Below are 13,752 nucleotides of genomic sequence, written 5' to 3' on the forward strand. Positions count from 1 at the left end.
AAAGTCAAAAACCGACAACCAACAAGGGGAACGACCATGACCATCAACAGACGCGATTTGCTTGGGTTTGGCGCAGCAGCGCTTGGCGCGGCGACACTCGGACTGCCGAAGGCAGCCAAGGCGGCGGACGAGCTCACCATCGCCTACAACGTGAACCTGCCATCCTGGGACCCGACGACCGGGCCTTCGGCGGTGAACCCGACCATCCAAGGCCTCTACCAGTCGGTGTTCGACCAGTTCATCCCGCAGAAGCCGGACCTTTCCTTCACACCCGGCCTGCTCACCGAATGGGGTTGGAACGACGATCGCAGCAAGGTGACGATGACGGTCCGCGACGGCGTGAAATGGCATGACGGCTCGCCCTTCACCGCCGAGGACGTTGTCTGGTCGCTGCAGCGGGCGGGCGACGAGAAGACCGGCAATCCGATCCAGTTCGTCTGGAAGAACGTCAACAACTTCAAGATCGACGGCAACAAGATCACCGCCGACGTCGTGCAGTTCGATCCGGTCTATTTCAAATGGATGTCTTTCCTGACCGGCTACATCATGCCGAAGGCCTATTACGAGAAGGTAGGCGCGGAAGGCTTCGAGAAGGCGCCGATCGGCACCGGGCCCTATATGGTCGACAAATTCGAGCGCAACGCCTTCCTGCGGCTGAAGGCCAATCCGAATTACTGGGGTGCCAAGCCAGCCTTCGAGAACGTGACGATCAAGTTCGTCACCGACGCGGCAAGCCGCGTCGCCGAGGTCGAGTCCGGCTCCTCGCAGGTGACGCTCGAAATCCCCTATGAAGAATATGACCGGCTGATCGCCAAGGACGGACTCGCCGGCTCGATCAAGAATGTCTCCGACATCGGCATGATCTTCTTCAACGACATCGAGGCGATGCTCGACAAGAACGTCCGCCAGGCGGCTGTGATGGCGGTGGACAAGGAGCTCTTGGTCAAGCGGCTGCTGCGCGGCTACGGCCAGCCGATCGCCACGCTGGAGACGCCGGAATACACGGCCTTCGACGCGTCGATCAAAGTCGAGCACAATCCGGAAAAGGCCAAGGAACTGCTCGCCGCTTCAGGGTATTCGCCCAAGAAGCCGGTCAAGTTCACCATCCAAACGACCAAGGGCTTCAAGCCCAAGGATTATGAGATGATCCAGGCGATCGTCGGCATGTGGCGCAAGGTCGGCATCGAGGCCAATATCGAGGTCTACGAGATCGCCAAGCATTACGAGCTGCGGGCCGCCGACAAGCTGGCGCCGGCCGCCTTCTACAACTGGGGGAATGCGATCGGCGATCCGACCACCTCGACCGGCTTTGCCATGTATGGACCTAGCCCGCATTCGGTGTGGGACAGCCAGGACCTGATCGACATGATCAATCCGCTGTGGGGCGAGAAGGACGAGGCCAAGCGCATCGCCGGCTGGAAGGCCGTCGACAAATACATCGCCGAGCAGGCCTATGTGCTGCCGCTGATGCAGTATGCTCAGCCGATCGTGCACTCGAAGAAGGTCAATGTCGTGCAGCATGTATCGGGCGCGCTGCTGCCGGCGCTGATGACCCCGGCCTGATGACATCTGGGAAGCTGCGCTGGCGCAGCGCACCTTCTCCAACGACGCAAGGCCCCCCTCATCCGGCCGGGTGAGGGGCCGAATGCATTAGGCTCAGCGAGCATGCTGCTGCAGAGATTTCTTGTTCGTCTGATGACGATGCTGGTCACGCTGTTCGGCGTCGCCGTCGTCGTCTTCGTCGTCATCCGCGTGGCGCCCGGCGACCCGATTGCCATGATGCTGCCGCCCGGCGCCAGCAATGACGACATAGCGCGTCTGCGCTCGCTCTATGGGCTGGACAAGAGCATTGTGCAGCAGTTCTTCATCTGGCTCGCCGGCGTGCTGCATGGCGATTTCGGCACTTCGATCTCGCTGCGCCAGGATGTGCTCGGCCTCGTCTTCAACCGGCTGCCGGCGACGTTGGAATTGGCAACCATCGCGCTGCTGATGGCGGTGGCGATCGGCGTCTCCGCTGCGATCCTCGGTGCGCGTTCGCGCGGCACGGCGGTCGAGGCCGGCATCGACATCGCCAGCGGCGCGACGCTCTCCATCCCCGATTTCCTGTGGGGCCTGGTGCTGATCCTGCTGTTCGGCGTGCTCATCCCGGTGTTCGACATTTCGGGGCGAGTGTCGCCGCAGCTCGATTTGCCCTTCGTCACCCAGTTCTATCTGGCCGAGAGCCTACTTCGGCTCCGCTTCGATCTCACCTGGGATCTGCTCAAGCACATGCTGATGCCGGCGATCGCGCTGGCGCTGCCGCTGGCGGCGATCATCGCGCAACTCCTGAAACAGTCGCTGAAGGAAGTGCTCGACCTCGACTATGTCGTGCTCGCGCGGGTCAAAGGCTTTTCCGAAACGCAGGTTATCCTGCGCGAGGCGTTGAAGAACGCGGCGCTGCCAACGCTGACGCTGGTGGGCGTGCAGTTCACCTTCCTGATCGGCGGCACGGTCATCGTCGAGCGGCTGTTCTCCTATGAGGGTCTCGGCAATATGGCGATCGATGCCGTCATCAACCGCGACCTGCCGCTGATCCAGGGCATCGTTCTGGTCTTCGCGCTGCTCTTCGTGCTGATCAACCTTGCCGTCGACATGATGTATGCGCTGCTCAATCCGAGGCTGCGTCATGGATGAGGCGCGCATTTCGCGACGGCGCTTCAGCCCGCGGCTATGGCTGGCCGGCGGCTGGCTTCTGCTGGCGCTGCTTGCGGCCATCTTGGCGCCGCTGATCGTACCGCAAGATCCGCTGGCGCAGGACCTGATGCTCGAGCGTCTGCCGCCCTTCTGGCTCGATGGCGCGGAGCCCGGCTATTGGCTGGGCACCGACAGCCTCGGCAGGGATCTCCTGTCACGGCTGATCTTCGGCGGCCGCATCGCCTTCATCGTCGCCTTCGCCGCGGCGGCGTCCGCCTGCATCATCGGCTCGGCGCTCGGGCTCATTGCCGGCTATTTCGGCGGTTGGGCCGACCGCGTCATCTCGCGCATCGTCGATGTCTGGATGGCCTTCCCGCCGGTGCTGTTCGCGATCCTTCTGGTCGCGGTGCTGGGCACCGGCTTGAGCTCCGTCATCATCGCCATCGCCGTCATCGACTGGACGCGGTTCTGCCGCGTGATCCGCGCCGAGGCGATGGGTCAGGCGCGCATGGACTATGTCGAGAGCGCGCACATCGCCGGCTATGGCCGCATCGGCATCATGCTGCGCGAAGTCCTGCCCAATGTGCTGCCGTCAGTGGTGGCGCTCTTGTCGCTTGAGATGGGCATCGCCGTCATTGTCGAGGCGATCCTCTCCTTCGTCAATCTGTCGATCTCGACCGACGATCCGACCTGGGGCGGCATCATCGCCGAAGGCCGGCTGTCGATCCACCAGGCCTGGTGGGTGCTGGTGTTCCCGCTGATCACATTGATCCTCACCGTGCTGTCCTTCAGCCAGTTCGGCGAAGGATTGAAGGCGCGATTCGATCCGGTGCTGCGATGAGCGCCAATATGGAACCATGCCTCGAAATCCGCTCCTTGAGCGCCGTGCTGCCCAACGGCCAGCGCGTGCTGCGCTCGGTGTCGCTCACCGTGCAGCCGGGCGAAGTCCGCGCGCTGGTCGGCGAGAGCGGCGCCGGCAAGACGATGATCGGCAAGGCGGTGCTCGGCGTGCTGCCGAAGAGCGTGCGCATCGTCGAGGGCGAGATGCTGATCGAGGGCGAGGATCTCGGCCGCCTCGATGCGAAGGCGCGGCGGACGCTGATCGGCGCGCGTACCGCGCTGATCCCACAGGACCCGCTCACCGCGCTCAACCCGTCGCGCCGCATCGGCCCGCAGATGACCGACCGGCTGGTGCGCATCCTCGGCTGGAGCGGCGAGAAGGCAGACAAGCGTATCCGGCAGTTGCTCGACGAGGTGCAGATCCGCGAGCCCGAACGTGTTCTGAAATGCTATCCGCACGAGCTCTCCGGCGGCATGCGCCAGCGCGTGCTGATCGCGGCCGCCTTCGCCGCCGAGCCCAGGCTGATGGTCGCCGACGAGCCGACGACGGCGCTGGACGTGACCGTGCAGAAGCAGATCCTGCGCCTCATCGCGCAATTGCAGCGCAACCACGGCACGGCGCTTCTGTTCGTCACGCACGATCTCGGTGTCGTCGCCAAGATCAGCCAGAAAGTGTCGGTGCTCTATGCCGGCAAGGTGGTCGAAGAAGCCGCGACCGCTGACCTCTTCGCATCGCCGCAGCACCCCTACACGCGGGCGCTGATCGCGGCGACGCCGCGCTATACCGATCCCTACGCATCGCTGAAGCCGGTGAACGAAACCGTGCTGGCCGGGCTCGCGGACGAGATCGCGGGCGCCGACAGGGCGTGGAGGCCAAGCCATGGCTGAGCCACTGTTTTCCGTCCGCGGGCTGAAGGTGGCGCTGCCCGACATGACGCGCAAGCCGCTGATCGGCCGGGCGCCACTGGCCGAGATCCTCAAAGGACTGGACTTCGACCTGCCCAAGGGATCGGTGACCGGCATCGTCGGCGAATCCGGTTCCGGCAAGTCGACGCTCGGCCGCGCGCTGGTGCGGCTGATCGAGCCGAGCGCCGGCTCGATCAGCTTCGAAGGGCGAGACATCGGCCATCTTTCGGAAGCGGAGCTCAGACCGCTGCGTCGCGACCTGCAGATGATCTTCCAGGACCCGATGTCCTCGCTCAACCCGCGGCACACCATCTTCAACATCATCGCGGCACCCTTGAGGCAGAACGGGCTTGGCGACCGGCTGAAGGAGCGCGTGGCGGAAGCCCTGCAACGCGTCGGCCTGCCGCAGAGTTTTGCCGGCCGCTACCGCCACGAGCTGTCCGGCGGGCAACGCCAGCGCGTCGGCATCGCACGGGCGCTGGCGCTGTCGCCGAAATTCGTTTTGGCCGACGAGATCGTCTCGGGCCTCGACGTCTCGACGCAGGCACAGATCCTGACGCTGCTGGAAAAGCTCGCGGCCGAGATGGGGCTGACGGTCGCCTTCATCAGCCATGATCTGTCGGTGATCCGGCGGCTCTGCCGGCAAGTCATCGTCATGCGCGAGGGAAGGATCGTCGAAGCCAGCGCAACCGACGTGCTCTTCGACAATCCGAAGGAGACTTACACGCGCGACCTGCTCGCTGCCATCCCGCTACCTGAGATCGATGCGGACTGGCTGCAGCCGCCTGCAAAGGCGCCGGCATGAGAAAGTCAAACCTTGTCCGCACACCGAACAGCGGGCCTCGGATGTGCATGGGAGCAAAGTCAGCCCGCCAAAGGAGGGTGACATGAAATACGCCACAAGCGGCGCAATGGTCGGCGCAATCCTGTTCGGCTCAATGGGAATGGCTTCGGCCGACTCGATCCCCGGCATGCGCGGCCACGACCATACCGGCGTCACCGTGCCCGACATGAAGCAGGCCGTCGACTTCTTCACCAATGTGGTCGGTTGCAAGAAGGCGATGTCCTTCGGCCCGTTCGCCGACGACAAGGGCACCTTCATGCAGGACCTGCTCGGCGTCGATCCAAAAGCGGTAATCGAGGAGATCACCCTGGTGCGCTGCGGCTATGGATCGAACATCGAATTGTTCAAATACACCGCGCCCGACCAGAAGGACCTGACGCCGAAGAACAGCGACATCGGCGGCTTCCATATCGCCTTCTATGTCGACGATGTCGCCGCCGCGAAGGCCTATCTCGACGCCAAGGGCGTGAAGACCAGAATGGGTCCTCTGCCGGTCAAAGAAGGACCGGCCGCCGGCCAAACCATCCTCTATTTCCAGGCGCCCTGGGGACTGCAGCTGGAAGCGATCAGCTATCCCGACGGCATGGCTTACGAGAAAGGCGCCGAGACTGTGCTGTGGAGTCCCAAAGATCCAGCCAAGTGAGCTGATCGCGCCGCAATTGTTCAATTATGAAACTTTAAGCTTGAAATAATTGCCGGCAGGCGCGATACTGATGTTGGAACCGCCGGCCCCTCGGCGGTCCCTGATGCCCATTGAGCGTTTGACGCAATTCCGGACGGGAAACCGCTACGCACTTTTCCTGGAATTGCTCTAGAGGAGATCGCAAGACATGAAGGTTGCGGTTCTCGGCGGCGGACCGGCCGGCCTCTATTTTGCCATCTCGTTGAAGCTGCGCGACGCCGCGCATGACGTGACGGTCTACGAGCGCAACCGCCCCGACGATACGTTCGGCTGGGGTGTGGTGCTGTCGGCCGAAACGCTGGAGAACCTGACCAGGAACGACCCTGTCAGCGCGGTCTGGATCAGGAAGCATTTTGCCTACTGGGACGACATCGCCGTCATTCATGACGGCGTGCGCACGGTGTCGACCGGCCACGGCTTCTGCGGCATCGGCCGCAAGCGGCTTTTAATTCTGCTCCAGCGCAGAGCGCGCGAGCTCGGCATCAAGATGATGTTCGAGACCGAGATTTCCGATCCCAGGCCGTTCATGGAAACGCACGACCTTGTCGTTGCGGCTGACGGATTGAACTCGAAGTCGCGCGCCACCTTCGCCAACGTTTTCAAGCCCGACATCGACACGCGCAAATGCAAGTTCGTGTGGCTCGGCACCACGCAGAAATTCGACGACGCGTTCACCTTCATCTTCGAAAGGACGCAGCATGGCTGGGTGTGGGCGCATGCCTACCAGTTCGACAGCGAGACCGCGACCTTCATCGTCGAATGCAGCGAACAGACCTGGGCTGCCTTCGGTTTCGGCGCGATGACGCAGCAGGAATCGATCGCGGTCTGCGAGCGCATTTTCGAAAAGCATCTGGGCGGCCATCCGCTGATGACCAATGCCAACCACATCAGAGGTTCGGCCTGGATCAACTTCCCGCGCGTGCTTTGCGAGCGCTGGTCTTACAAGAATCTGGCGCTGATGGGCGACGCGGCGGCATCGGCGCATTTCTCGATCGGCTCCGGCACGAAGCTGGCCCTGGAAAGCGCAGTCGCGCTCGCCGACTATGTCGAGTCCGAGTCCGACCTCGAAGCGGCCTTCCGCAAATACGAAGATGCTCGCCGCACCGAGGTGCTGAAACTGCAATCGGCGGCGCGCAACTCGCTCGAATGGTTCGAGGAAGTCGAACGTTATCTCGGGTTGGATCCAGTTCAATTCAACTATTCGCTGCTCACCCGCTCGCAGCGCATCAGCCACGAGAACCTTCGTCTGCGCGATGCCGAATGGCTGGCGGGCGCGGAGGAATGGTTCCAGCGCAAGGCCGGCGCCGGCGGCAACATGCTGCGCCGCGCGCCGATGTTCGCGCCATTCAGACTGCGCGAGATGGCGCTCACGAACCGCATCGTCGTCTCGCCGATGGCCCAGTACAAGGCGGTCGACGGCTGCCCGACCGACTGGCATTTCGCCCACTATGCCGAGCGCGCCAAGGGCGGGGCCGGGCTCGTTTATATCGAGATGACTTGCGTCAGCCCGGAGGGACGCATCACCCCTGGCTGCACCGGCTTCTACCAGCCCGAGCATGAGGTCGCCTGGAAGCGGCTGGTCGATTTCGTCCACGCCGAGACCGAAGCCAAGATCTGCGCCCAGATCGGCCATTCAGGCCCGAAGGGCTCGACCCGCCTCGGCTGGGAAGGAACGGACGAGCCGCTGCCGTCCGGCAACTGGCCGGTGATGGCGCCTTCAGCCGTGCCGTGGTCGCCGCAGAATCAGGTGCCGAAGGCGATGAACCGCGCCGACATGGACCTTGTGCGCGACCAGTTCGTCGCCTCGGCGGAGATGGCCGAGCGCTGCGGCTTCGACATGCTGGAGATCCATGCCGCGCATGGCTATCTGCTCTCCGCCTTCATCACGCCGCTGACCAACAGGCGCACCGACGACTATGGCGGCTCGCTGGAGAACCGCATGCGCTATCCGCTGGAGATCTTCCACGCGGTGCGCGCCGTGTGGCCGGCCGAAAAGCCTATCTCGGTGCGCATCTCGGCCAATGACTGGGTGGGCATCGAAGGCGTCACGCCGGCCGATGCGGTCGAGATCGCCAAGCTTCTGCATCAAACCGGCGTCGATCTCTGCGACGTCTCGGCCGGCCAGACCACGATCGCCGCGAAGCCGGTCTATGGCCGCATGTTCCAGACGCCGTTCTCCGACCGCATCCGCAACGAGGTCGGCATGGCGACGATGGCGGTCGGCAACATCTACGAGCCGGACCACGCCAACTCGATCCTGATGGCAGGACGCGCCGATCTGGTGGCGCTGGCCCGGCCGCATCTCAGCGATCCCTATTGGACGCTGCATGCGGCCGTCACCCTCGGCGACCGCGGCGTCAAATGGCCGGATCCTTATCTGCGCGGACGCGACCAGATCTACCGGCTGGCCGAACGCGAAGCGGCGGCAGGGCTGAAGGTATGAGCGCATTTATGTTTTCACGTCGGCGCCGCCCCTCATCCGCCTGCCGGCACCTTCTCCCCGTGAAGGACGGGAAGAAGGCACAAGCTCAAACGCTGGCGGCCCCCTCTCCCCGTCCTTCACGGGGAGAGGGTAAGGATGAGGCGCAGCGCCTTGCCTGGAGGACTGGCGCATGATTGCCGGCAAGCATGCGCTGGTCACCGGCGGCGGCTCCGGCGTCGGCCGTGCGATCGCACTGTCGCTGGCGGAAGCCGGCGTCGAGGTCACCATCTGTGGCCGCCGCAAGGCCGCGCTGAATGAAGTCGCGAAGGCAAACGACCGCATCTTCGGCATCGGCGCCGATGTCACCGACGAAGCCGACATGACGGCGCTGTACGAGAAGGCCGAGGCGGCGCGCGGTCCCTTCGAGATCGTCGTCGCCAATGCCGGGATGGCTGTCAGTGCGCCGGCGCACAAGACCTCCCTCGCCGACTGGCGGCGCTCGCTCGACGTCAACCTCACCGGCGCCTTCCTGGCGGTGCAGCCGGCGCTTGGCGGCATGCTGGCGCGGAAGACAGGCCGTATCGTTTTCATTGCCTCGACCGCCGGACTGAAGGGCTACGCGTATGTCGCGCCCTACGTAGCGGCCAAGCATGGCGTCGTCGGGCTGATGCGGGCGCTCGCAGCCGAGACCGCCAAGTCCGGCATCACCGTCAACGCCATCTGCCCGGGCTTCGTCGAAACCGACATGCTGGAGGACTCCATCCAGCGCATCATCGAGAAGACCGGCCGTTCCGCCGATGAGGCACGCGCGAGCCTTTCGGCTGCGAACCCGCAGGCACGTTTCATCCAGCCGGAAGAGGTCGCAGCGACGGTGCTCTGGCTCTGCAGCGATGCGGCGCGGTCGATCACCGGACAGGCGATCTCGGTCTCGGGAGGCGAGACATGGTAGCGGGACCGACGTCTATCGGGCCGGGCAAGGACAGGTTGCGGCTGTGGATCCGCCTGCTGCGTGCTTCGCGCACGATCGAGGCCGAGCTGCGCGAGCGGCTGAAGAAGGAGTTCGACACCACGCTGCCGCGCTTCGACGTGATGGCGGCGCTCTACCGCTCGCCGGAGGGCATGCTGATGAGCGACCTGTCGCGATTCCTGCTGGTGTCGAACGGTAACATCACCGGCATCGTCGACAGGCTGGTCTCCGAAGGGCTGGTGACGCGCGCGCGCCGCAACGGCGACCGCCGCACCTCGATGGTGCGGCTGACCGAAGAAGGTTCGAAGTCTTTCGCGGCAATCGCCGCGGCGCATGAGAACTGGGTCGGCGAGCTCCTCGGCACTGTCAGCGAGGACGAAGCGCGCCGGCTGACCGGCATGCTGAAATCGTTCCGCAGCAATTGGGAGGGACGCGAATGAGCGCCATGGCCAAGCTCAAGCCGAAGCACTTCCTCTGGGAGGTGGAAGGCAGGGTCGCGAAGGTCCGGCTCGACCGGCCGGAGCGCAAGAACCCGCTGACCTTCGACAGTTATGCGGAGCTGCGCGACACTTTTCGCGATCTCGCTTACGCCGATGATGTCGATGCCGTGGCGTTCCTGCCCAATGGCGGCAATTTCTGCTCGGGCGGCGATGTCCACGACATCATCGGACCCTTGGTCAAGATGGACATGAAGGCGCTGCTCTCCTTCACGCGCATGACCGGCGACTTCGTCAAAGCCATGCTGAATTGCGGCAAGCCGATCATCGCGGCGGTGGATGGCGTCGCCGTCGGCGCCGGCGCGATCATCGCCATGGCCTCCGACATCCGCATCGCGACGCCGGAAGCAAAGACCGCCTTCCTGTTCACCCGCGTCGGCCTTGCCGGGTGCGACATGGGCGCCTGCGCGATCTTGCCCCGCATCATCGGCCAGGGCCGCGCCGCCGAGCTGCTTTACACCGGCCGCACCATGAGCGCGGCCGAAGGCGAACGTTGGGGGTTTTACAATCGGCTGGTCGATGCGGCGGTGCTCGAGGCCGACGCGCTCGAGATGGCAGCTCGCATCGTCTCCGGCCCGACCTTCGCGCACGGCATCACCAAGACGCAGTTGAACCAGGAATGGTCGATGGGTCTCGACCAGGCGATCGAGGCGGAAGCGCAGGCACAGGCGATCTGCATGCAGACCGGCGATTTCGAGCGCGCCTACAAGGCGTTCGTGGCCAAGGAAAAGCCGGTGTTCGAGGGGAATTGAGATGAGCGCGATGCTGGATACGTTGGCAGGACAGAGGGGGGCGCCGTAAAGTGCAAACCTCGCAGAAGTGCGGAGGCACCGATGCCTGACCGTTCCTTCCTCAACTGGCCCTTCTTTGAAAACCGCCATCGCGAACTTGCCGAAAATCTCGACGCCTGGTGTGCCAAGAACCTGCCCGTCGATCACCACGATGTCGACGCGGCCTGCCGCAACCTCGTCTCCATGCTCGGCCGCGACGGCTGGCTGAAGCCGACGGCGCTCGATCCCGACAAGCCGGGGCCGCTCGACGTGCGCACGCTCTGCATCACGCGCGAGACACTCGCCCGCCATGACGGGCTCGCCGACTTCGCCTTCGCCATGCAGGGCCTTGGCACCGGCGCGATCTCGCTGTTCGGCACGCCGGAGCAGCAGCGCTGGCTGGAAAAGACGCGGGCGGGCCAGGCGATCACAGCCTTTGCGCTGTCGGAGCCGCGCTCGGGATCGGATGTCGCCAACATGGAAATGGCGGCTGTCCGCGACGGCGATTTCTACTTGCTCTCGGGCGAGAAGACCTGGATCTCCAATGGCGGCATTGCCGACGTATACATTGTTTTCGCCCGCACCGGCGAGGCGCCCGGCGCCAAGGGAATTTCCGCTTTGATCGTGCCTGCGGACACCAAAGGCCTTGGAATCGCCGAACGATTGGAAGTTATCGCCCCGCATCCACTCGCGCGGCTCTCCTTCGACAATGTGCGCGTTCCGGCTTCCGCCCTGATCGGCAAACCCGGCGACGGTTTTCGGATCGCCATGTCGGTGCTCGACGTCTTCCGCCCGACGGTGGGTGCCGCGGCGCTCGGCTTTGCTCGAAGAGCGTTGGACGAAAGCATCAAAAGGGTGTCCGAGCGAAAACTGTTCGGCGCGCCGATGGCCGAACTGCAGATGGTGCAGGGCCACATCGCCGACATGGCGCTGGATGTCGACGCCGCCGCCCTGCTCGTCTATCGCGCCGCCTGGACTAAGGATATGGGCGCCGCCCGCGTCACTCGCGAGGCGGCAATGGCCAAGCTGTTCTCCACGGACAAGGCGCAGGAAGTGATCGACAAGGCGGTGCAGCTGCATGGCGGCGACGGCGTGCGCAAGGGCCACATCGTCGAGAGCCTCTATCGCGAGATACGCGCGCTGCGCATCTATGAGGGCGCTTCCGACGTGCAGAAAGTGGTGATCGCCAGGCAAGTGATGGGAGCGGCGTGAGATCATGCTTGCGGACCGCATTTCACTTAAGGGAGGCTAGACATGCACACGATCCTGCAGCCGGAAGGCTGGGCCAAACCGATCGGCTATGCCAACGGCGTTGCCGCGCGTGGCCGGCTGGTCTTCATCGGCGGCCAGGTCGGCTGGAATGCCGAGTGCCGGTTCGAGACCGACGATTTCGTCGATCAGGTGCGCCAGACCCTCACCAATGTCGTCGCCGTTCTCGCCGAGGCCGGCGGGGAGCCGCAGCACATCACCTCGATGACCTGGTATTTTACCGACAAGGCCGAGTACCTCGCCAACCTCAAAGGGATCGGCGAATCCTACCGCGCCGTCATCGGCCGGCATTTTCCGGCGATGGCCGCCATGCAGGTGGTGGCGCTGGTCGAGGACCGGGCGAAGGTGGAGATACAGGCAATCGCAATTATTCCGGAGTGAGCCGGAGGCGCTACTGGCTTCTATTTCGCAATGGCCTGAAGCGGCGAAGGCGGCTACGCCAACTCGGCGCTGACGCTCGAGGGATCGTATCTGCCTTCCGTCCGTCAGCATGGCCGTGACAGTACGGCAACGGCCGCTTGGCTGCCGGCACAATTTGTGATCAGATGATCATACCCGCGTTGGCGGATATTCGCACATAAACTTTGCCGGCTCCCAAGGAAGCAAAAGCGTGGCTCTGGGCTTCGAACCAATATCGGGACGCATCACGGTCCAGGATGGCGTCTACCAGCAGCTTCGCCATGCCCTGATGGTCGGCAGCTTCGATCCCGGGCAGGTGCTGACCATCGCCTCGCTGGCGGAGGCTTTCGGCACCTCAAATATGCCGGTGCGCGAGGCATTGCGGCGGCTGGCGGCGGAGAACGCGCTGGAAATCTCGCAGAACGGCTCAGCCTGCGTGCCCGCGGTGACTCGAGCGCGGCTCGACGACCTCTGCCGAGCCCGGCTCGCCGTCGAGGGGCTGGCCGCCGAGCTTGGCGCGCCGCGCCTGACCGCAGCCGAGATCGGCTTGCTGCAAAGGGTTACTGACGACCAGCGGGCGATCGGCCGCGACGGCAGCATCTACGAGCTGATCGCCAAGAACCAGCAGTTCCACTTCACCATATACCGCGCCTCCGGCTCCGATGTGCTGTTTCAGCTGATCGAGACGCTGTGGCTGCGCTTCGGTCCGTACATGCGGCTGTTGTCCAACCATGTCGCGCCGCTGATGCGCGCCGGCACCATGGAGCCTTCGGGCCGGCACGCCGCGATCATAGCGGCCATCAAGGACAAGGATTTCACCCGCGCGCGCGACGAGGTGGTGGCCGATATCACGGCGACACAAGCGACTTTGCGGGCGATCTGTCCTGACGTGCCGGAGCCCAGACCGGTCGATTTTGCCGCTTTCGGAAGGGCGCCTTGATAGGCGGCCGCCGCAGAGTGGCTTTGAAGCCGCCTGGGCCAAGCTCCTGGACCAAGAGAACAGCCGGATTTTGAGGTGCTGACCCGCATTTCTTCAGCCGCGGCGCATTGATCCCTGTCCGTATTTGTGATCACATGATCACAGGGAGCGAGACAGCGAATGTCCGGCTATTTTCTCTATCATTCGATCGGCACCTTCCCCGGCAAGGCCGAGCGAATGGCCGCCTCGCTGACGGATTTCTCGAACATCTGGTCGGCGGAAGACGACGGTCAGTGGCCTGCCGCGCTTGCGGGGCGGCAACGCTTCATCGATGCCTGGAGGCGGCTGATCGAGGCGCCGCAAGGCACGCTGACCACGGCCGAGAATGTCACCGCCGCGCTCTATAGCCTGATCGGTGGCTTGCCGACGGAGCGGCTGGCGGGAAAGCGGCTGCTGGTCGCCGCCGACTGTTTTCCGAGCCTGCATTTCCTGCTGGCGGGCTTGGGAGAGCGTTTCGGCTTCACCCTCGACACCGTCCCATTGCGGCCTGGCGAGACCTGGGTT

General features: G+C 64.2%; 13 protein-coding genes and 1 pseudogene. All 14 read left to right on the plus strand.

Annotated elements, in window-relative coordinates:
* The first annotated feature begins 36 nt into the window (after window positions 1–36).
* Window positions 37–1,563, plus strand: coding sequence for an ABC transporter substrate-binding protein (locus EOA79_RS10095; protein ID WP_067324433.1), 1,527 nt, complete (start codon window positions 37–39; stop codon window positions 1,561–1,563).
* Window positions 1,564–1,665: 102 nt separating this feature from the next.
* On the plus strand, window positions 1,666–2,673 hold the full coding sequence (locus tag EOA79_RS10100; RefSeq protein ID WP_095824264.1) for an ABC transporter permease: 1,008 nt from the start codon (window positions 1,666–1,668) through the stop codon (window positions 2,671–2,673).
* Window positions 2,666–3,514, plus strand: coding sequence for an ABC transporter permease (locus EOA79_RS10105; protein WP_127215078.1), 849 nt, complete (start codon window positions 2,666–2,668; stop codon window positions 3,512–3,514). Before EOA79_RS10100 ends, EOA79_RS10105 begins: the two co-directional genes overlap by 8 nt.
* An 8-nt stretch (window positions 3,515–3,522) precedes the next feature.
* Window positions 3,523–4,401 carry an ABC transporter ATP-binding protein gene (locus tag EOA79_RS10110; protein WP_164748263.1) on the plus strand — a complete coding sequence of 293 codons (879 nt, stop codon included), beginning with the start codon at window positions 3,523–3,525 and terminating at the stop codon, window positions 4,399–4,401.
* Window positions 4,394–5,224 carry an ATP-binding cassette domain-containing protein gene (locus EOA79_RS10115; RefSeq protein WP_095824267.1) on the plus strand — a complete coding sequence of 277 codons (831 nt, stop codon included), beginning with the start codon at window positions 4,394–4,396 and terminating at the stop codon, window positions 5,222–5,224. The genes EOA79_RS10110 and EOA79_RS10115 overlap by 8 nt, the downstream gene beginning before the upstream one ends.
* 82 nt (window positions 5,225–5,306) lie before the next feature.
* Window positions 5,307–5,906: a VOC family protein gene (locus EOA79_RS10120; protein WP_095799285.1), complete on the plus strand. Its 600-nt coding sequence runs from the start codon at window positions 5,307–5,309 to the stop codon at window positions 5,904–5,906.
* A gap of 187 nt (window positions 5,907–6,093) precedes the next feature.
* Window positions 6,094–8,388: a bifunctional salicylyl-CoA 5-hydroxylase/oxidoreductase gene (locus tag EOA79_RS10125; RefSeq protein ID WP_127335208.1), complete on the plus strand. Its 2,295-nt coding sequence runs from the start codon at window positions 6,094–6,096 to the stop codon at window positions 8,386–8,388.
* A 169-nt stretch (window positions 8,389–8,557) separates the two neighbouring features.
* Window positions 8,558–9,316 carry an SDR family NAD(P)-dependent oxidoreductase gene (locus EOA79_RS10130; RefSeq protein ID WP_095824269.1) on the plus strand — a complete coding sequence of 253 codons (759 nt, stop codon included), beginning with the start codon at window positions 8,558–8,560 and terminating at the stop codon, window positions 9,314–9,316.
* Window positions 9,310–9,774 carry a MarR family transcriptional regulator gene (locus EOA79_RS10135; protein WP_067324419.1) on the plus strand — a complete coding sequence of 155 codons (465 nt, stop codon included), beginning with the start codon at window positions 9,310–9,312 and terminating at the stop codon, window positions 9,772–9,774. Before EOA79_RS10130 ends, EOA79_RS10135 begins: the two co-directional genes overlap by 7 nt.
* Entirely contained in the window at window positions 9,771–10,583 is an 813-nt protein-coding gene (locus EOA79_RS10140; protein ID WP_095824270.1) for an enoyl-CoA hydratase family protein, read from the plus strand. Before EOA79_RS10135 ends, EOA79_RS10140 begins: the two co-directional genes overlap by 4 nt.
* 81 nt (window positions 10,584–10,664) lie before the next feature.
* Window positions 10,665–11,813 carry an acyl-CoA dehydrogenase family protein gene (locus EOA79_RS10145; protein ID WP_095824409.1) on the plus strand — a complete coding sequence of 383 codons (1,149 nt, stop codon included), beginning with the start codon at window positions 10,665–10,667 and terminating at the stop codon, window positions 11,811–11,813.
* A gap of 42 nt (window positions 11,814–11,855) precedes the next feature.
* Window positions 11,856–12,251 (plus strand): RidA family protein, encoded by a 396-nt coding sequence (locus EOA79_RS10150; RefSeq protein ID WP_095824271.1) that lies wholly within the window; start codon window positions 11,856–11,858, stop codon window positions 12,249–12,251.
* Window positions 12,252–12,480: 229 nt separating this feature from the next.
* Complete coding sequence (locus tag EOA79_RS10155) at window positions 12,481–13,209, plus strand: GntR family transcriptional regulator (RefSeq protein ID WP_095777556.1); 729 nt, start codon at window positions 12,481–12,483, stop codon at window positions 13,207–13,209.
* Between the two features lie 159 nt (window positions 13,210–13,368).
* Window positions 13,369–13,752, plus strand: a pseudogene (locus EOA79_RS10160) (aminotransferase); the annotation flags it as partial.

Origin of the sequence: Mesorhizobium sp. M1A.F.Ca.IN.020.03.2.1 (assembly GCF_004023205.1) — a bacterium.
Classification (GTDB): domain Bacteria; phylum Pseudomonadota; class Alphaproteobacteria; order Rhizobiales; family Rhizobiaceae; genus Mesorhizobium.